Raw genomic sequence first — 17,567 nt, forward strand, 5'->3', positions numbered from 1 at the left:
CACGAGCAAGGAGATTTCATGGCCGTTCGTCCTCCGGTTTGCGATTTCGGCGCCAAGGCGCCGGACTTCACATTGCCAGATCCCGATGGGCGCATGTTCTCGTTCAGCGACATCGCCGGGCCGAGCGGCACGCTGGTCATGTTCATCTGCAACCATTGCCCCTATGTGCAGGCCGTCATCGACCGCATCCGGCGCGACGCCGCCGAATTGCAGGGGCTGGGCGTGGGCGTCGTGGCGATCTCGGCCAACGACGTCGCCGAATATCCGCAGGACGCGCCCGAACAGATGAAGCTCGAGGCCGAAAGGCACGGCTTCACCTTTCCCTATCTCTACGACGAAAGCCAGGATGCCGCGCGCGCCTATGGCGCCGAATGCACGCCGGATTTCTTCGGCTACAATGCCGCGGGCGAATTGCAGTATCGCGGCCGGCTGGACGCCTCGGGCCGCAATCCGGCGCCGCCGGACGCCCGGCGCGAACTGTTCGAGGCCATGGCGCAGATCGCCCAGACCGGGCAGGGTCCGCGCGAACAGGTGGCCTCGATGGGCTGCTCGATCAAATGGAAGGCGTGAATGAACATCTGCTTTGCCCCCTGCCCCGTGGTTTTCGATCTTGACGGCACGCTGATCGACAGCGTGCCCGACATCCATGCCTGCGTGAACGCGGTCTTGCGCCTGCACGGCGTGGCTCCGCTGACGCTCGATCAGGTGCGCGGCTTCGTCGGCGGCGGCGTCGATCTGCTGTGGCGGCGGGTGATCGGCACGACCGGGCTGCCGGCCGAGGCGCATCGCGACCTGGTCGCCTCGTTCATGACCCGCTATCACGACGCCACCGGCCTGACCCGGCTTTATCCCAATGTCACCGAGGCGTTGGGGATACTGGCCGACCGCGGCTATCCGCTGGGGCTCTGCACCAACAAGCCGCTGGGGCCGACGCGGGCGATCCTGGACCATTTCGGCATCGCGCACCTGTTCGGCATGGTGATCGGCGGCGATTCCCTGCCCCAGCGCAAGCCCGATCCGGCGCCGCTGCGCGCGGCCTTCGCCGGGCTGGGCGCCGATCCCCTGAAGCCGCGCGGGGTCTATGTCGGCGACAGCGAATTCGACGAGGAATGCGCCAGCAATACCGGCGTGCCCTTCCTGCTGTTCACCCACGGCTATCGCAAGACTCCGGTCGAGCAGATGGCGCATCATGGCACGTTCGACGATTTCGCCCACCTGCCCCTGCTGGTCGAGGAGACTTCGGCCGTCGGCTAGCTCCGTCCGGGCGCGGCAACGCTTGACAGCCAGGCGAAACGGAACGATCCGTCGCCCCATGCCGCCATCCCGGCGCGACCCGAAGTCCAAGGAGTTCCGCATGGACCTGCGACAACTGACCCCCGATCTGGCCGTTGCGGCCCAGATCCGTCCCGAGGATCTGCCGGCACTGGCCGAGGCTGGCTTTCGCGTGCTGATCAACAACCGCCCCGACGAGGAGGTCGGCCCGGACGAGGATCACGAGGCCATGCGCGCGGCGGCCGAGGCGGCGGGACTGGAATACCACTTCAACCCCTTCACCCCGGGCCAGATCACGCCGCAGATGATCACCGCCCAGGCCGAGGCGCTGGCCTCGCCCGGCCCCAAGCTGGCCTATTGTCGTTCGGGCAATCGCTCGACCGTGCTTTGGGCGCTGGCGCGCGCCGGGCAAGAGCCGGTCGAGGAGTTGCTCCAGACCGCGGCGCGGGCCGGCTACGACCTTGCGGGGGTGCGGCCGCTGCTCGAATCGCTGGCCCGGCAGGACGGCTGACCGGCGCCGGGCCGGAACCTTGGCGGCCCTGGCGGGTTTTCCATGCGCCAGACCGCGACCGGACGGATTTCCCGCTTCGGCAGGCCCAGGGGAGGAATTGCCATGAACTCGATCATCTATCTTGTCGGCCTTGTCGTCGTGGTGCTGTTCATCCTGGGCCTTCTGGGCCTGCGCTGACGTCATTTGCGATTGACGCTGGCCTTTCGCGCCCCTCTGCGTTACCGGAGGCGCAAATTCTGAAAAAGGCCCCATATGGACATCCGCAATATCGCGATCATCGCCCACGTCGACCATGGCAAGACCACGCTGGTCGACCAGCTATTGAAGCAGTCGGGCAGTTTCCGCGAAAACCAGGCCGTGGCCGAGCGCGTGATGGACAGCAACGACATCGAGCGCGAGCGCGGCATCACCATCCTGGCCAAGGCGACCTCGGTCGAGTGGAAGGGCACCCGCATCAACATCGTGGACACCCCCGGCCACGCCGATTTCGGCGGCGAGGTCGAGCGCATCCTGAGCATGGTGGACGGAGTCTGCCTGCTGGTCGATGCGGCGGAAGGTCCCATGCCGCAGACCAAGTTCGTGACCTCCAAGGCGCTGGCCCTGGGGCTGCGGCCCATCGTGGTCCTGAACAAGGTCGACAAGCCCGCCGCCGACCCGGACAAGGCGCTGGACGAGGTGTTCGACCTGTTCGCGAACCTGGGGGCCAGCGACGAACAGCTTGATTTCCCGCATCTTTACGCCTCGGGCATCGGCGGCTGGGCCGACGAGACGCTGGAGGGACCGCGCAAGGACATGTCGGCGCTTTTCGACCTGGTGCTGCGCCATGTCGAGGCGCCCCGGCAGATCTCGCGCCAGGACGAACCCTTCCAGATGCTGGCGACCACGCTGGGCGCCGACCCCTTCATCGGCCGCATCCTGACCGGCCGGGTCGAGGCCGGCCGCGCCAAGGCCGGCGACACGATCAAGGCGCTGTCGCGCGACGGCGAGCGCATCGAGCAGTTCCGCGTCTCGAAGGTTCTGGCCTTCCGCGGCCTGACCCAGCAGCCGATCGACGAAGCGGTGGCGGGTGATATCGTCACCATCGCCGGCATGTCCAAGGCCACGGTGGCCGACACGCTCTGCGCGCTCGAGGTCGAGACCGCCCTGCCCGCCCAGCCCATCGACCCGCCGACGATCAGCGTCACCTTTGGCATCAACGACAGCCCGCTGGCCGGCCGCGACGGCAACAAGGTGCAGTCGCGGGTGATTCGCGAGCGGTTGATGAAAGAGGCCGAGACCAATGTCGCGATCAAGGTCGAGGACACGCCGGGCGGCGACGCCTTCGTCGTCTCGGGCCGCGGCGAATTGCAGATGGGCGTGCTGATCGAGAACATGCGTCGCGAGGGATTCGAGCTGTCGATCTCGCGCCCGCGGGTAATCTTCCGCGATATCGACGGCGTGCGCCACGAGCCGATCGAGGAAGCCATCATCGATGTCGACGACGAATATACCGGCGCGGTGATCGACAAGCTGACCGGGACCCGTAAGGGCGACCTGGTCGAGATGAAGCCCGCCGGCCACGGCAAGACCCGCATCGTCGCCCATGTCCCCTCGCGCGGGTTGATCGGCTACCAGGGCGAGTTCATGACCGACACCCGCGGCAACGGCGTGCTGAACCGCATCTTCCACAGCTGGGCGCCCTACAAGGGCGCGATCCAGGGTCGGCGCCAGGGCGTTCTGATCTCGATGGAGGACGGGGTTTCCGTGGCCTATGCGCTGTGGAACCTGGAAGAGCGCGGCAAGATGTTCATCGGCGCGCAGGAGCAGGTCTACCAGGGCATGATCATCGGCGAGCATTCGCGCGACAACGACCTGGAGGTGAACCCGCTCAAGGGCAAGAAGCTGACCAACGTGCGTGCCTCGGGCACGGACGAGGCGGTGCGCCTGACGCCCCCGGTGCGCATGTCGCTGGAAGAGGCCATCGCCTATATCGACGATGACGAACTGGTCGAGGTGACGCCCAAAAGCATCCGCCTGCGCAAGCGCTATCTGGACCCGCACGAGCGCAAGCGCCAGTCCCGCAGCGAAGGCTGAACTAATTTCAACGCCGATGGATTGCAGACTTTCGCATTGGCGAAACTCTGCTAGGCTTGGGACGAATTGGCTTTGGGAGCGGCTGATGGAAGGCCGGGGAAATATTTATCAGAGCGTGATTTTTGCCGCCCAGAAGCATCTGGAGGAGACTGGGCGGCTTCCCTCTGACCCGGGCGAACTTGCCCGATACGTCGAGGCGAACGAGGATGAGATCAGCAGCATGTTCAGCTCGACCGAAGAGCTGCATGAGGGCTTGGTCTATCACGCCGTCACGCTGCTGAACGATGCGCTGCGCCAGGGCGTGATCGCCGCCAATACCAGCGACCCGATCGAGCAGATGCATTCGATCGCGCACAGCTATCTGGACTGGGCTGAAAGCAACCCGACGCTGTTCCGGTTTCTGGTCGACGGGCTGAACGGCCCGATCCGGCCCGGCGGCACGCTGCACCGCTATGCCAGTTCGATGCGCGACCTCTATCACCGCAAGCTGACCGAGGCGCAGCGGCTCGGCATCCTGTCCGAAGATACCGATATCGACATCTCGACCATGATGCTGCATTGCCTGGTCAAGGGCGGAAACATGATGTTCCTGACCCGCAGCACCGACCCGTGGTTCGACGGCGATACCCGCTCGACCCGCGAACTCGCCGAACGGATCTTCGCCAAGTTCATGGACAACCTGGTCCGGGCCAATACGCCCACGGCCAAGGAAAAGGCCTGAGCGCCGCCCCGCTCAGATCTGGCGTTCGGGCAGGTTCACCACCAGCCCGTCGAGTTCCGGCGTCACCTTGATCTGGCAGGTCAGCCGCGAGCGCACCGGATCGGGCTGCCAGGCGAAATCCAGCATGTCCTCTTCCATCGGGTCTCGGGTCGGCAGCCGGTCCACCCATTCCGGGGCCACATAGACATGGCAGGTCGAGCAGGCGCAGGCGCCGCCGCAATCCGCATCGATGCCGGGCACGCCGTTGTCGCGCGCGCCCTCCATCACGGTCATGCCGGGTTTGACGTCGATTTCGTGGACGGTGCCGTTGTGCTCGATATAAGTGATCTTGGCCATGGGTGCCTTCCTTGCGCTTCCCGTCGCAGATAGGTCATTGCGCCGCGAGAGAAAAGCCCCGGCCAAGCGGCAGTTTCGCGCAGCCCGCCCAAGCCGGCAACGCCCCGCCCTGCGGCGGGACGGCCTAGAAAAGCGATTTCTGGCCCTTGGGCTCGCGCGGCTTGCGGGCGGGCTTGGCCGGTGGCGCGTCGGGACGCGCAGCCATGCGGCCATCCAGGAACTCGATCTCGAAGCGCGGGGTCTGCGCCGCCTCTGCCGCATGGGTCAACAGGCCCGAAGGTCCGTGCACGACGGCAAAGCCCCGACGCAGGGTTTCGCGATAGCCCAGCGTCTGGCGCAATCGGTCGAGCCGTTCCAGCGCATCGCGCCGTGGTGCCAGCAAGCGCCCCCCCGCGGCGGAAAGCCTTGCCGCCAGCCGGTCCAGCGTGCCGCGGTCGCGGACGATCTGGCGCGCGGCATCGGCCAGCATCCGCGCCCGGGCGCGCTCCAGCCGGCTGCCCAGGTCGGTCAGCCGCTCGGACCGGCGCTGGCCCAGCCGCGCGAGGCACAGCGGCAACCGCTGCGCCTGCGCCTGCAGTGCATCGCGCCGGTTGCGCAGCATGGCGCGCAAGGCCGACAGCGACAGCGGCAGCGCGTTCAGCCGGTCGCGGCGGGCGCGCACGAAACCGCGCAGCGCCGGTTCCAGCCGCTCGGCGAACAGGTCGAACCGCTGCCGCGCCGGGGCGGTCAGCGCCTGCGGCCGGCCAAGCGCGCGGCCCAGATCGCTCAGCCGCTGGCGCTGGCGCTGGTTGCGGGTCTGGGCGGCACGCATCATCCGGGCCTGGATCTCGGTCAGGCGTGCGGCGAGTTCGGCGCGCACCGGAACCGCCATCTCGGCGGCGGCGGTGGGCGTGGGCGCGCGGCGATCCGAGGCAAAGTCGATCAGCGTCGTGTCGGTCTCGTGCCCCACGGCCGAGATCAGCGGGATCAGGCTGTCCGCGGCGGCACGGACCACGGCCTCCTCGTTGAAACCCCAGAGATCCTCGAGGCTGCCGCCGCCCCGCGCGACGATGATCAGGTCCGGGCGGGGCAGCGGCCCGTCGGAAGGCAGCGCGTTGAAGCCCCGGATCGCGGCAGTGACCTGCGACGCGCAGCCCTCGCCCTGCACCGCCACCGGCCAGATCAGCACATGCGTCGGAAAACGGTCGCGCAGCCGGTGCAGGATGTCGCGGATCACCGCGCCCGAGGGCGAGGTCACCACGCCGATCACCCGCGGCAGGTAGGGCAGCGGGCGCTTGCGCGATTCGTCGAACAGCCCTTCGGCCGCCAGCGCCTTGCGGCATTTCTCCAGCATCATCATCAGCGCGCCGGCACCGGCGGGCTCGATCTCCTCGACGATCAGCTGGTATTTCGACTGGCCGGGGAACGTGGTCAGCCGGCCGGTGGCGATGACCTCGATCCCCTCCTCGGGGCGGGTGGACAGGCGCGCGGCCTGCCCCTTCCAGGTCACGGCGGCGATCACGGCGCGGTCGTCCTTGAGATCGAAATAGAGATGCCCGGACGAGGGGCGCGAGACACGGCCGATCTCGCCGCGCACGCGGACGCGGCCGAACTCGCCCTCGAGCACGCGCTTCACCGCCCCCGAGATCTCCGAGACGGTGAATTCATGCGCATTGCTGGCGGGCGTGTCTTCGAAAAGCTCCATGCCATCGGTTGTGGCGCGGGGGGCGGACGGGATCAAGGCCGGATTCTTGGGGATTGATCCGGGCCGGGCCAGTTCCTAGAAGTCGCCAGACATTCGCAAGGGGGCCTTTTCCGCATGAACATCCTGATCCTCGGCAGCGGCGGGCGCGAACATGCGCTGGCCTGGGCGATCCGGCAGAACCCGAAATGCGACCGGCTGTTCGTCGCGCCCGGCAATGCCGGGATGGAACCCCTGGCGCGACTGGCGGATCTGGACATCCTGTCCGGCCCCGCCGTGATCGGCTTTTGCGAGGAGAACGCCATCGACCTGGTGGTGATCGGCCCCGAGGCGCCGCTGGCCGCCGGCGTCGCCGACGAATTGCGCGCAGCGGGCATCCTGGCCTTCGGGCCGTCCAGGGCGGCGGCGATGCTGGAGGCATCGAAAAGCTTCACCAAGGAGGTCTGCGACGCCTGCGGCGCCCCCACCGCCGCCTGGGCGCGTTTCGATGCGGCCGAACCGGCGCGGGCCTATATCCGCGCGCAGGGCGCACCCATCGTCGTCAAGGCCGACGGGCTGGCCGCCGGCAAGGGCGTGACCGTCGCCATGACCGAGGCCGAGGCCATCGCCGCAGTGGACGACGCTTTCGGCGGTGCCTTCGGCGAGGCCGGCGCCGAGGTGGTGATCGAGGAATTCATGGCCGGCGAGGAGGCGAGCTTCTTCGTCCTTTGCGACGGCAAGGACTGCCTGCCCATCGGCACGGCACAGGACCACAAGCGCGCCTTTGACGGCGATACCGGGCCGAATACCGGCGGCATGGGGGCCTATTCCCCTGCCCCGGTGCTGACCCAGGCGATCCAGGACCAGGTGATGGAGCAGATCGTGCGCCCCACCGTGGCCGAGATGGCGCGGCGCGGCACGCCGTTCCAGGGCGTGCTCTATGCCGGGCTGATGATCGAACACGGCCGGGCGCGGCTGGTGGAATACAACGTCCGCTTCGGCGATCCGGAATGCCAGGTGCTGATGATGCGGCTGGGCGCGCAGGCGCTGGACCTGATCCTGGCCTGCGCCGAGGGCCGGCTGGGCGACATGGCGGTCAGTTGGGCCCAGGACCATGCCCTGACCGTGGTGCTGGCCGCGAAGGGTTATCCCGGCGCCTATGAGAAGGGCAGCGCGATCCGCGGGCTCGATGCGCTGCCCGAGGACAGCTTCCGCATGGTCTTCCATGCCGGGACGGCGCGGCGGGACGGGCAGATCGTCGCCACCGGCGGGCGGGTTCTGGCGGCGACCGGGCGCGGCGCGACGCTGGCCGAGGCGCATGCGCGCGCCTATGCGCTGGTGGATGCCATCGACTGGCCCGAGGGATTCTGCCGCCGCGACATCGGCTGGCGCGCGCTTTGAGTCGCCCCGCCGCCGGCACGGTCGCATGAGTATTTGAAGAACGAAGAAGTCCGGGGGGCGGTGCGGGGCGGCATCGCCCCTGCGGATTTCGGGGCGGGAAATTGCTTCGGCAGCGTGTTTTTCGTCTTTTCAAGCCGGTGGCGCGGGTCTTATAGTCCGCGCCATGACTCGGATGCAGCAGATCATTGCCACGGCCCGGCACGCGCATGACGGCGCGCGCCCTGCCGTGAATCCCCGCGGTCTCCTTCTTCTTACGCTGCGCTGAGCGGGTCTCCGGGCCGCCGCTCAGTCAGGTTCGTGCCCGGACCCCTGCGAGCATGAAGAAGGATTCCCCAAAATGACCGATCCGAACCGCGTATTGATCTTTGACACCACCCTGCGCGACGGCGAGCAATCGCCCGGCGCCACCATGAGCCATACCGAAAAGCTGGACATCGCCGAGATGCTAGACGAGATGGGCGTCGATATCATCGAGGCCGGTTTCCCCATCGCCTCGGAAGGCGATTTCACCGCCGTCTCCGAGATCGCCAGGCGCGCCAAGAACTCGGTGATCTGTGGCCTGGCACGGGCGCAGTTTCCCGATATCGACCGCTGCTGGGAGGCGGTGAAGCATGCGCAGAAGCCGCGCATCCACACCTTCATCGGCACCTCGCCGCTGCACCGCGCCATCCCCAACCTGGACATGGACCAGATGGCCGAGCGCATCCACGACACCGTGACCCATGCCCGCAACCTGTGCGACAACGTGCAATGGTCGGCCATGGACGCCACCCGGACCGAGCACGACTATCTGTGCCGCGTGGTCGAGATCGCGATCAAATGCGGCGCGACCACCATCAACATCCCCGATACCGTCGGCTATACTGCGCCGCGCGAATCCGCCGCGCTGATCCGCATGCTGCTGGAACGGGTGCCGGGCGCCGATACCGTCGTCTTCGCCACGCATTGCCACAACGACCTGGGCATGGCGACGGCGAACTCTCTGGCCGCGGTCGAGGCGGGTGCGCGCCAGGTCGAATGCACCATCAACGGCCTGGGCGAACGCGCCGGCAACACGGCGCTGGAGGAGGTGGTGATGGCGCTGAAGGTGCGCCACGACATCATGCCCTATACGACCGGCATCGACACCACCAAGATCATGGGCCTGTCGCGGCGCGTTTCGCAAGCCTCGGGCTTCCTGGTGCAACCGAACAAGGCGGTGGTCGGCAAGAACGCCTTCCTGCACGAATCCGGCATCCACCAGGACGGCGTGCTGAAGAATGTCGAGACCTTCGAGATCATGAAGCCCGCCGATATCGGCCTGAACGAGGCCAATATCGCCATGGGCAAGCATTCCGGCCGCGCCGCGCTGCGCGCCAAGCTGAAGGATCTGGGCTATGAGCTGGGCGACAACCAGCTGAAGGATGTCTTCATCCGCTTCAAGGCGCTGGCCGACCGCAAGAAGGAGGTCTATGACGACGACCTGGTCGCGCTGGTCCAGGATGCCGCGACGAATACCGAGGACGACCATCTGCAGGTCAAGCATCTGCGCGTCGTCTGCGGCAGCGACGGGCAATCGGCCGACCTGACCATGCTGGTCGGCGGCGAGGAGCAGACCGTCCATGCCGAGGGCGACGGTCCGGTCGATGCCTGCTTCAACGCCGTCAAGGCGATCTGGCCGCATCGGGCGCGTCTGCAGCTCTATCAGGTCCATGCCGTGACCGAGGGCACCGATGCCCAGGCCACCGTCAGCGTGCGCATGGAGGAAGAGGGCCGCATCGCCACCGGCCAGGCCTCGGATACCGACACCATCCTGGCCAGCGTCAAGGCCTATGTCGGGGCGCTGAACCGGCTGAAGGTGCGCCGCGACATGGTCGGCGAAGGCGCCGATGCCAAGCAGGTCAGCATGTATTCGCACTGATCCCCTGCGAAACCACGGACAAGGGGCGGCGCTCAGGCCGCCCCTTTGCGTTCCACGAATCCAAGGTCGATGCCTTGCAGGAAGGGGAAGTCCTCGGCCAGTTCGCGCTGGAATTCGGCCGGGCCGAGCTGCTGGAACCATTTCGGGAACCTGGCGACGATGGTGGCGACGGAATCGCCCTCGTCCCAGCGGGTCTGCACATAGCCGAGGCCGTCCACATCGGTGAAAGCCGGGAAATACCTGGGCAGCTGGAAATGGTTGTAGGCATAGATGCAGCGCCCCGGCCCGCGCATGCGCACCGCCGCCCCCGCGCCCAGAAACGGCTGGTGCGCGCGCCAATAGCTGATCGGCTCGCCTTCGTAGCTGCCCATGACCAGCCCCTGCGGATAGCTGATGGCGAAGGCCGGCAGGTCGGAAAAGCGCCGGGCATGGCGGCGGATGCGGGCGACGTGATGGCAGCTGAAGGCATCGTCGTCGTCGACGCGGAACTGGATCACCGGCCGGCCCGCGGCCTCGGCCGCCTCGCGCAGGGGCTCGCGCAGCGCGTTCACCGTCTCGCGCTTGTCCGAGACGATCAGCCGGATCTGCGCCAAGCCCGCGCAAAGATCGCGCAGCCGGTCCAGCCATGGGCGCGGCATCTCGGGCGAGGTCAGCAGCCAGAAACGGAAATCCGGGTCGGTCTGCGCCCTGACCGAAGGCAGGCAAAGCGCCTCGAACGCGGCAAAGCGGCGCTCCAGCCGCTCGGGCGCGTAAAGCATGGCGCGGCGCCGTGCCATCAGATCGGCAATGTCGCCGCCCTGCGCCGCGGTTCCGGCCCAATCGCAGCGGCCCAGAAAGGAAAACCGGCAGATCCCAACGATTTCGTCCCGCAAACCCTGCACCTTTCACCACGACCAGAACCGGCGGCAGCCTAGCAGGCCGCAGCATCCGGTCAAGCGGCGGGGCCTGTGTCCCGGATCGCCGGCCCGCAGGACGGGACGCATCATTTTTCCGGTTTCCCCGCGCCCGGGCTCGGCCTATATGTCCAGCACCTTCGACGGGGCGACTCGCCGGGGCAATCGGGCAATGGCCGTTCGCAAAAGGACGGCAGAAACGGCCGTCATGGCAGGGACGGCGGAAGGGGTAGTTCACATGGCCTTTGGCGGGTTGTTTTCCACCGATATCGCGATCGACCTCGGGACCGCGAACACGCTGATCTATGTCAAGGGCAAGGGCGTCATCCTGAACGAGCCTTCGGTCGTCGCCTATCACGTCAAGGACGGCAAGAAGCAGGTGCTGGCCGTGGGCGAGGACGCCAAGCTGATGCTGGGCCGCACGCCCGGCAGCATCGAGGCGATCCGGCCGATGCGCGAGGGCGTCATCGCCGATTTCGACAGCGCCGAGGAAATGATCAAGCATTTCATCAAGAAGGTGTTCAAGCGCACCAGCTTCTCGAAGCCCAAGGTCATCGTCTGCGTGCCCCATGGCGCCACGCCGGTCGAAAAGCGCGCCATCCGCCAGTCGGTGCTGTCGGCCGGGGCGCGCCGCGCCGGGCTGATCGCCGAGCCGATCGCGGCCGCCATCGGCGCCGGCATGCCGATCACCGAGCCGACCGGCAGCATGGTCGTCGATATCGGCGGCGGCACCACCGAGGTCGCGGTGCTGTCCTTGGGCGACGTGGTCTATGCGCGTTCGGTCCGCATCGGCGGCGACCGCATGGACGATGCGCTGATCAACTACCTGCGCCGCAACCACAACCTGCTGATCGGCGAATCCACCGCCGAGCGGGTCAAGACCAGCATCGGCACCGCCCGCATGCCCGACGACGGGCGCGGCGCCACGATCATGGTGCGCGGCCGCGACCTCCTGAACGGCATTCCCAAGGAGATGGAGATCACCCAGGCCATGGTCGCCGAGGCGCTGGCCGAGCCGGTGCAGCAGATCTGCGAGGCGGTGATGGTGGCGCTGGAGGCGACGCCGCCCGACCTGGCCGCCGATATCGTGGACCGGGGCGTGATGCTGACCGGCGGCGGCGCCATGCTGGGCGAGCTGGACCTGGCGCTGCGCGAGCAGACCGGGCTGATGATCAGCCTGGCCGACCAGCCGATGAGCTGCGTGGCGCTTGGCACCGGCAAGGCGCTGGAGTTCGAAAAGCAGCTGCGCCACGTGATCGACTACGACAGCTGAGCGGGTTCGGCCCATGGCGCGCAAGGGCCCAGATTACGCGGCTCCGGTCCGCCGCATCCTGGTTTCGCTGCTGGTGCTGGTGCTGCTGGCGGTGTTCCTGTTCTGGCAGATCGACAGCCCCAGGGCCGAACGGATGCGCGCGGCCTTCATCGACCGCTTCGTGCCCAGCTTCGACTGGGTGATGGCGCCGGTGACCAAGGTCTCGCGCATGGTGGCGGGGTTCCAGTCCTATGCCCGGCTCTACGAGCAGAATCAGGAATTGCGCCGCGAGTTGCAGAAGATGTCGGCCTGGAAAGAGGCCGCGGTTCAGCTCGAGCAGGAAAACGCCAAGCTGCTGGCGCAGAACAATGTGAGGATCGACCCGGCGCTGACCTCGGTCTCGGGCGTGGTGCTGACCGACAGCGGCACGGCCTTCCGGCAATCGGTGCTGCTGAACGTGGGCGCGCGCGACGGCATCGTCGACGGCTGGGCGACCATGGACGGGCTGGGGCTGGTCGGGCGCATCTCGGGCGTGGGGCAGACCACCAGCCGGGTGATGCTGCTGACCGATCCCTCCAGTCGCATCCCGGTGACCATCCTGCCCTCGGGGCAACATGCGCTGCTGACCGGGGACAACACCACCCTGCCGGCGCTGGATTTCATCGAAAGCCCGGAAAACCTGCGTCCCGGCGACCGGGTGGTCAGCTCGGGCGACGGAGGCGTGTTCCCGCCGGGCCTGCCGGTGGGCCAGGTGGCGCTGGCCAGCGACGGCCGGCTGCGGGTGCGGCTGGCCGCCGATTACGGCCGGCTGGAATTCCTGCGCGTGCTGCGCAGCCATCCGGCCGAGCAACTGGCCGATACCGGGCTGCTGATCCCGCCCCCGGCGACCGAGTTCATCGGCCCGCCCATGCCGCCGCTGGCCGATCCGCAGGACGCCGAGGCCGGGAACGGGGACGCAGATGATTGAGCCCGCCGGCCGCCAGCGGATCGTGGGACAGGCGCTGTTCGTGGCGCTGTTCCTGGCGATCCTGTTCTGGCGGCTTCTGCCGCTGGCGCCGGGCCGCATCGGCTGGCCGGGACCGGACCTGGCGTTGTGCCTGGTGCTGGTCTGGGTGCTGCGCCGCCCCGAACAGGTGCCGGTCCTGACCATCGCCGCGCTGTTCCTGATCGAGGACATCCTGCTGATGCGGCCCATCGGCCTGGGCGCCGCGCTGGCCGTGATCGGCACCGAGGCCGCAAGAAAGCGCGAGCAGCGTTGGCGTGAACTGCCTTTCATGGTTGAATGGCTGCGGGTGGCGATGCTTCTGGCGTTGATGATGGTGGCGAACCGCGTCCTGCTGGCGATCTTTTTCCTGCCCCTGCCGCCGCTTGGGCAGGTAATCCTGCAATTCATCGCGACGGTTGCCGCCTATCCGCTGGTCGCGGGACTTGCCGGCTGGGCGCTTGGCCTGCCGCGGGGCCGCGTCGAACGAGACACGAGGCATCGCTGAGCCATGCGCAAGTCGGAACGCGAAATCGTCGAAAGCGGCCGCCTGATCACCCGCCGGGTGCTGATGCTGGGCGCGATCCAGGCGGCGGTCGTCTCGGCGCTGGGGCTGAAGCTGCGCTCGATGCAGGTCGAGCATGCCGACGAATACCGCATGCTGTCGGACGGCAACTCGATCAAGATCCGGCTGCTGCCACCGGCGCGCGGGCTGATCCTGGACCGCCACGGCACCATCATCGCGGGGAACGAGCAGAACTATCGCGTCACCCTGACCCGCGAGGAGGCGGGCGACGTCTCGGCCGTGATCGCGCGGCTGCGTCACATCATCCCGATGAGCGACCGCCAGATCGCCGATATCCTGGAAGAGATCCGCAAGCGCAGCGCCGTCACCCCGGTTCTGGTCGCCGACCGGCTGAGCTGGGCCGAATTTTCCTCGATCGCGCTCAACGCCCCTGCCCTGCCCGGCGTCACGCCCGAGGCCGGGCTGTCGCGCAGCTATCCGCGCGCCGGCGATTTCGCGCATGTGCTGGGCTATGTCGGCCCGGTCTCGGATTACGACCTCTCGAAGATCGAGAACCCCGACCCGGTGCTGCGCCTGCCCGAGTTCCAGCTGGGCAAGGTCGGCATGGAGGCGAAGCTGGAGGAACCTCTGCGCGGCAAGGCCGGTTCGCGCCGGGTCGAGGTGAACAGCGCCGGGCGCGAGATGCGCGAGCTGTCGCGGCAAGAGGGCCAGCAGGGCGCCACGGTTCAAACCACGCTGGATGCGGGCCTGCAGAATTTCGCCACCCAGCGGCTGGGCAGCGAAAGCGCCGCCGCGGTGGTGATCGATGTCACGAATGGCGACATCCTGGCGATCTCCTCCTCGCCGGTCTTCGATCCGAACAAGTTCGTGCGCGGCATCTCGGGGCCGGATTACCGGGCGCTGATGAACCACGACCACCGGCCGCTGGCCGACAAGACCGTGCAGGGCGTCTATCCTCCCGGCTCGACCTTCAAGATGGTGACGCTTCTGGCCGGGCTGGAGGCGGGCGTGATCAATGCCGGCTCGCGCTTCTATTGCCCCGGCTATACCCAGGTCGCCGGGCGGCGTTTCCATTGCTGGAGCCGCGGCGGCCACGGCATGGTCGACGCCCTGGGCAGCCTCGAACATTCCTGCGACGTCTATTATTACGAGCTGGCGCAGCGCGTCGGCATCGACCGCATCGCTGCCATGGCGCGCAAGCTGGGCATCGGCGTGCGCCATGAGTTGCCCATGTCCGCCATCGCCGAGGGCATCGCCCCGGACCGCGCCTGGAAACGGGCCCGCTACGACCAGGAATGGCAGGTCGGCGATTCATTGAACGCCTCGATCGGCCAGGGCTATGTGCTGGCCTCGCCGCTGCAACTGGCGGTGATGACGGCGCGGGTCGCGACGGGACGCGCGGTCTCCCCGCGGCTGGTGCGCGCCATCGACGGCCAGCCCGAGCCGGTGCCGGAATGGCCCGAACTCGACATCAACCCGCTGAACCTGCGCACGGCACGGGCAGGCATGGATGCGGTGATGAACGGCAGCCGCGGCACCGCGCGGCGGGCGCGCATCATCGCGCCGGAATGGCAGATGGCGGGCAAGACCGGCACCAGCCAGGTGCGCAACATCACCGCCGCCGAACGCGCGCGCGGCGTGATCTCGAACGAACAACTGCCCTGGAACCGCCGCGACCACGCGCTTTTCGTCTGTTTCGCGCCCTATGACATGCCGCGCTATGCGGTTTCGCTGGTGGTCGAGCATGGCGGCGGCGGCTCGGCCGTGGCTGCGCCCATCGCCCGCGACATCCTGCTTTACGCACTGGCGGACGGGCTGCCGCCGCTGACCGCCTATCCCGAGAGCGAACGCGCCAAGGTCCAGGAAATATGGTCGCGCATGAACCTGACCCCCTCGGCCCGCAAGGGCGAGGGCCGCGCGAGGGCCTGACGCATGAGCTATCTGAACTATCACGTCGCGCAGGTGCCGACGGGCTGGCGCAAGATCCTGCACCTGAACTGGCCGCTGGTGTTCCTGGTCACCGCCGTCAGCTGCATCGGCTTTCTGATGCTCTATTCCGTCTCGGGCGGCGATATCGACAGATGGGCCGGCCCGCAGATGGAGCGCTTTGCCGTCGGCATGGTGCTGATGTTCGCGCTGGCCTTCGTGCCGATCTGGTTCTGGCGCTCGATCTCGGTGGCCTCCTATGTGATCTGCGTGGGCCTGCTGGTGCTGGTCGAGGTGATCGGCCATGTCGGCATGGGCGCGCAGCGCTGGCTGGTGCTGGGGCCGGTGCGCATCCAGCCGTCCGAGCTGACCAAGGTCGCCTTCGTGATGACTCTGGCGGCCTATTACGACTGGCTGCCGGTCGAAAAGGTCTCGCGCCCGTTCTGGGTGCTGATCCCGGTCATCCTGATCCTGCTGCCGACCGGGCTGGTGCTGATGCAGCCCGACCTGGGCACCTCGATCATGCTGGTCGCCGGCGGCGGCATCGTCATGTTCGCGGCGGGCGTCAGCCTGTGGTATTTCGCCGGCGTCATCGCCATCGTCGTCGCCGGCGTCACCACAGTGATGGAAAGCCGCGGCACCGACTGGCAATTGCTGCACGACTATCAGTTCCGCCGCATCGACACCTTCCTCGACCCGGGCTCGGACCCGCTGGGTGCGGGATACAACATCGCGCAGGCGCAGATCGCGCTGGGATCGGGCGGCTGGTCGGGGCGCGGCTTCATGCAGGGCACGCAATCGCGGCTGAACTTCCTGCCCGAAAAGCACACCGACTTCATCTTCACCTCGCTGGCCGAGGAATTCGGCTTCGTCGGCGCCTTCAGCCTGCTGATGCTCTATGTGCTGATCCTGGGGTTCTGCATGTATTCGGCGCTGACCAACCGCGACCGCTTCGCCAGCCTGCTGACCATTGGCATCGCCGGGACGTTCTTCCTTTACTTTTCCATCAACATGGCCACGGTGATGGGCATGCTGCCCGCCAAGGGCTCGCCCCTGCCCCTGGTCAGTTACGGAGGAACCTCGCTGATGATCCTGTTGATGGCCTTTGGCATCGTCCAATCCGCCCATGTCCATCGCCCCCGGGGCTGAGGCGCGGCGATGAAGGTCCTGTTCGCCGCCCCCGCACGGCTGTGGGATGCCTGGTCCCCCGCCCTGCGCAATGCCTGCTCCGAGATGGAGCTGTGCCGCGAGGGCGATCCCGCCGGCTTCGACGCGCTGATCTATGCGCCGGGCTATCCCGAGGACGGCACGGTGCTGGATTTCACGCCCTTCACCCGCGCCCGGCTGGTGCAAAGCCTCTGGGCCGGGGTCGAGCGCATCGTGACCAATCCGACCCTGACCCAACCGCTCTGCCGCATGGTCGATCCGGGGCTGGCGCAGGGCATGGTGGACTATTGCGCCGGCTGGGCGATGCGGGCGCATCTGGGCATGGACCGCTATGCCCAGGACGGCATCTGGCGCAACCACCTGACCCCACCGCTGGCACGCGAGCGCGGCGTGACCGTGCTGGGCATGGGCGAGTTGGGCCGGGCGGTGGCATCGGCGCTGACGGGTCTGGGCTTTCGCGTTACCGGCTGGTCGCAATCGGGGCGCCCGGTGCCGGGGATCGAGGCTCTGGCCGGCGCGGCCCTGCCCGAGGCACTGCGCCGCGCCGAGGTGCTGATCTGCCTGCTGCCCGACACGCCCGAGACGCGCAACCTGCTCGACGCCGACCGGCTGGCGCTGCTGCCGCAGGGCGCGACGGTGATCAATGCCGGGCGCGGCACGCTGATCGACGAGAGGGCCTTGCTGGCCGCGCTGGACCAGGGCCGGCCGGGCCATGCCGTGCTGGACGTTTTCCGCAGCGAGCCCTTGCCGCCCGACCACCCGTTCTGGGCCCATCCCGGGGTCACCGTCACGCCCCATGTCGCGGCCGAGACCCGGCCGGTCAGCGCCGCCCCGGTCGTGGCCGAAAACCTGCGCCGCGCCATGCGGGACGAGCCGCTTCTGCATCTGGTGGACCGGACGCGCGGCTATTGACGACCCGGCGCGGCATATTTTGCGGCCGCAATCCC

The 17,567-nt window shown here is 67.8% G+C and carries 17 protein-coding genes; 14 read left to right on the plus strand and 3 right to left on the minus strand.

From position 1 onward, the window contains the following. Positions 1-18 precede the first annotated feature (18 nt). From BLT64_RS07035 to BLT64_RS07055, 6 genes are all read left to right on the plus strand, one after another. Positions 19-570 (plus strand): thioredoxin family protein, encoded by a 552-nt coding sequence (locus tag BLT64_RS07035; RefSeq protein ID WP_011750256.1) that lies wholly within the window; start codon positions 19-21, stop codon positions 568-570. Beyond that, positions 571-1,254 carry a phosphoglycolate phosphatase gene (gene gph / locus BLT64_RS07040; RefSeq protein ID WP_011750257.1) on the plus strand — a complete coding sequence of 228 codons (684 nt, stop codon included), beginning with the start codon at positions 571-573 and terminating at the stop codon, positions 1,252-1,254. Positions 1,255-1,354: 100 nt separating this feature from the next. After that, positions 1,355-1,783: a protein tyrosine phosphatase family protein gene (locus tag BLT64_RS07045; RefSeq protein WP_041530438.1), complete on the plus strand. Its 429-nt coding sequence runs from the start codon at positions 1,355-1,357 to the stop codon at positions 1,781-1,783. A 42-nt stretch (positions 1,784-1,825) separates the two neighbouring features. Then, positions 1,826-1,960 carry a hypothetical protein gene (locus tag BLT64_RS27595; protein WP_260155044.1) on the plus strand — a complete coding sequence of 45 codons (135 nt, stop codon included), beginning with the start codon at positions 1,826-1,828 and terminating at the stop codon, positions 1,958-1,960. Between the two features lie 75 nt (positions 1,961-2,035). Beyond that, complete coding sequence (gene typA, locus BLT64_RS07050) at positions 2,036-3,856, plus strand: translational GTPase TypA (RefSeq protein ID WP_011750259.1); 1,821 nt, start codon at positions 2,036-2,038, stop codon at positions 3,854-3,856. A gap of 85 nt (positions 3,857-3,941) precedes the next feature. Next, positions 3,942-4,577 carry a TetR/AcrR family transcriptional regulator gene (locus tag BLT64_RS07055; RefSeq protein ID WP_011750260.1) on the plus strand — a complete coding sequence of 212 codons (636 nt, stop codon included), beginning with the start codon at positions 3,942-3,944 and terminating at the stop codon, positions 4,575-4,577. Positions 4,578-4,589: 12 nt separating this feature from the next. On the opposite strand, the gene BLT64_RS07060 is transcribed toward BLT64_RS07055, so the two are convergent. Together BLT64_RS07060 and xseA are read right to left on the minus strand one after the other, a co-directional pair. Beyond that, positions 4,590-4,913, minus strand: coding sequence for a 2Fe-2S iron-sulfur cluster-binding protein (locus BLT64_RS07060; protein WP_011750261.1), 324 nt, complete (start codon positions 4,911-4,913; stop codon positions 4,590-4,592). Between the two features lie 124 nt (positions 4,914-5,037). Then, positions 5,038-6,597, minus strand: a complete 1,560-nt coding sequence (xseA, locus tag BLT64_RS07065; RefSeq protein ID WP_011750262.1) for an exodeoxyribonuclease VII large subunit — start codon at positions 6,595-6,597, stop codon at positions 5,038-5,040. A gap of 114 nt (positions 6,598-6,711) precedes the next feature. Between xseA and purD the strand changes: the two genes are divergently transcribed. After that, positions 6,712-7,974 carry a phosphoribosylamine--glycine ligase gene (purD, locus tag BLT64_RS07070; protein WP_011750263.1) on the plus strand — a complete coding sequence of 421 codons (1,263 nt, stop codon included), beginning with the start codon at positions 6,712-6,714 and terminating at the stop codon, positions 7,972-7,974. Between the two features lie 337 nt (positions 7,975-8,311). Then, positions 8,312-9,874, plus strand: coding sequence for a 2-isopropylmalate synthase (locus BLT64_RS07075; protein ID WP_011750264.1), 1,563 nt, complete (start codon positions 8,312-8,314; stop codon positions 9,872-9,874). A 32-nt stretch (positions 9,875-9,906) separates the two neighbouring features. On the opposite strand, the gene BLT64_RS07080 is transcribed toward BLT64_RS07075, so the two are convergent. Next, the gene (locus BLT64_RS07080; RefSeq protein ID WP_011750265.1) at positions 9,907-10,746 is read right to left on the minus strand and encodes a putative rhamnosyl transferase; all 840 of its coding nucleotides are present in this window, start codon (positions 10,744-10,746) and stop codon (positions 9,907-9,909) included. 259 nt (positions 10,747-11,005) lie between these two features. Between BLT64_RS07080 and BLT64_RS07085 the strand changes: the two genes are divergently transcribed. From BLT64_RS07085 to BLT64_RS07110, 6 genes are read left to right on the plus strand one after another with little or no spacing between them, the layout of a single operon-like run. Further along, a complete protein-coding gene (locus BLT64_RS07085) occupies positions 11,006-12,040 on the plus strand; it encodes a rod shape-determining protein (protein WP_041530439.1) in 1,035 nt (344 codons plus the stop codon). A 13-nt stretch (positions 12,041-12,053) separates the two neighbouring features. Continuing rightward, positions 12,054-12,986 (plus strand): rod shape-determining protein MreC, encoded by a 933-nt coding sequence (gene mreC / locus BLT64_RS07090; RefSeq protein ID WP_011750267.1) that lies wholly within the window; start codon positions 12,054-12,056, stop codon positions 12,984-12,986. Further along, positions 12,979-13,509, plus strand: a complete 531-nt coding sequence (locus tag BLT64_RS07095; protein WP_011750268.1) for a hypothetical protein — start codon at positions 12,979-12,981, stop codon at positions 13,507-13,509. The genes mreC and BLT64_RS07095 overlap by 8 nt, the downstream gene beginning before the upstream one ends. 3 nt (positions 13,510-13,512) lie before the next feature. Beyond that, positions 13,513-15,456 (plus strand): penicillin-binding protein 2, encoded by a 1,944-nt coding sequence (mrdA, locus tag BLT64_RS07100; protein ID WP_011750269.1) that lies wholly within the window; start codon positions 13,513-13,515, stop codon positions 15,454-15,456. 3 nt (positions 15,457-15,459) lie between these two features. Further along, positions 15,460-16,602, plus strand: a complete 1,143-nt coding sequence (gene rodA / locus BLT64_RS07105) for a rod shape-determining protein RodA (protein ID WP_011750270.1) — start codon at positions 15,460-15,462, stop codon at positions 16,600-16,602. Between the two features lie 9 nt (positions 16,603-16,611). After that, positions 16,612-17,532 (plus strand): 2-hydroxyacid dehydrogenase, encoded by a 921-nt coding sequence (locus tag BLT64_RS07110; protein WP_011750271.1) that lies wholly within the window; start codon positions 16,612-16,614, stop codon positions 17,530-17,532. Positions 17,533-17,567: the final 35 nt, after the last annotated feature.

This window comes from Paracoccus denitrificans, assembly GCF_900100045.1.
Lineage (GTDB): Bacteria > Pseudomonadota > Alphaproteobacteria > Rhodobacterales > Rhodobacteraceae > Paracoccus > Paracoccus denitrificans.

What these genes read in the sequence shown, in the direction of transcription:
- mreC (WP_011750267.1), top strand. Translation starts at nt 12,054, where the DNA reads ATGGCGCGCAAGGGCCCAGATTACGCGGCTCCGGTCCGCCGCATCCTG.
- BLT64_RS07095 (WP_011750268.1), top strand. Translation starts at nt 12,979, where the DNA reads ATGATTGAGCCCGCCGGCCGCCAGCGGATCGTGGGACAGGCGCTGTTC.
- BLT64_RS07045 (WP_041530438.1), top strand. Translation starts at nt 1,355, where the DNA reads ATGGACCTGCGACAACTGACCCCCGATCTGGCCGTTGCGGCCCAGATC.
- purD (WP_011750263.1), top strand. Translation starts at nt 6,712, where the DNA reads ATGAACATCCTGATCCTCGGCAGCGGCGGGCGCGAACATGCGCTGGCC.
- gph (WP_011750257.1), top strand. Translation starts at nt 571, where the DNA reads ATGAACATCTGCTTTGCCCCCTGCCCCGTGGTTTTCGATCTTGACGGC.
- BLT64_RS07055 (WP_011750260.1), top strand. Translation starts at nt 3,942, where the DNA reads ATGGAAGGCCGGGGAAATATTTATCAGAGCGTGATTTTTGCCGCCCAG.
- BLT64_RS07085 (WP_041530439.1), top strand. Translation starts at nt 11,006, where the DNA reads ATGGCCTTTGGCGGGTTGTTTTCCACCGATATCGCGATCGACCTCGGG.
- BLT64_RS07035 (WP_011750256.1), top strand. Translation starts at nt 19, where the DNA reads ATGGCCGTTCGTCCTCCGGTTTGCGATTTCGGCGCCAAGGCGCCGGAC.
- BLT64_RS27595 (WP_260155044.1), top strand. Translation starts at nt 1,826, where the DNA reads ATGCGCCAGACCGCGACCGGACGGATTTCCCGCTTCGGCAGGCCCAGG.
- mrdA (WP_011750269.1), top strand. Translation starts at nt 13,513, where the DNA reads ATGCGCAAGTCGGAACGCGAAATCGTCGAAAGCGGCCGCCTGATCACC.
- BLT64_RS07075 (WP_011750264.1), top strand. Translation starts at nt 8,312, where the DNA reads ATGACCGATCCGAACCGCGTATTGATCTTTGACACCACCCTGCGCGAC.
- typA (WP_011750259.1), top strand. Translation starts at nt 2,036, where the DNA reads ATGGACATCCGCAATATCGCGATCATCGCCCACGTCGACCATGGCAAG.
- BLT64_RS07110 (WP_011750271.1), top strand. Translation starts at nt 16,612, where the DNA reads ATGAAGGTCCTGTTCGCCGCCCCCGCACGGCTGTGGGATGCCTGGTCC.
- BLT64_RS07060 (WP_011750261.1), bottom strand. Translation starts at nt 4,913, where the DNA reads ATGGCCAAGATCACTTATATCGAGCACAACGGCACCGTCCACGAAATC.
- rodA (WP_011750270.1), top strand. Translation starts at nt 15,460, where the DNA reads ATGAGCTATCTGAACTATCACGTCGCGCAGGTGCCGACGGGCTGGCGC.
- xseA (WP_011750262.1), bottom strand. Translation starts at nt 6,597, where the DNA reads ATGGAGCTTTTCGAAGACACGCCCGCCAGCAATGCGCATGAATTCACC.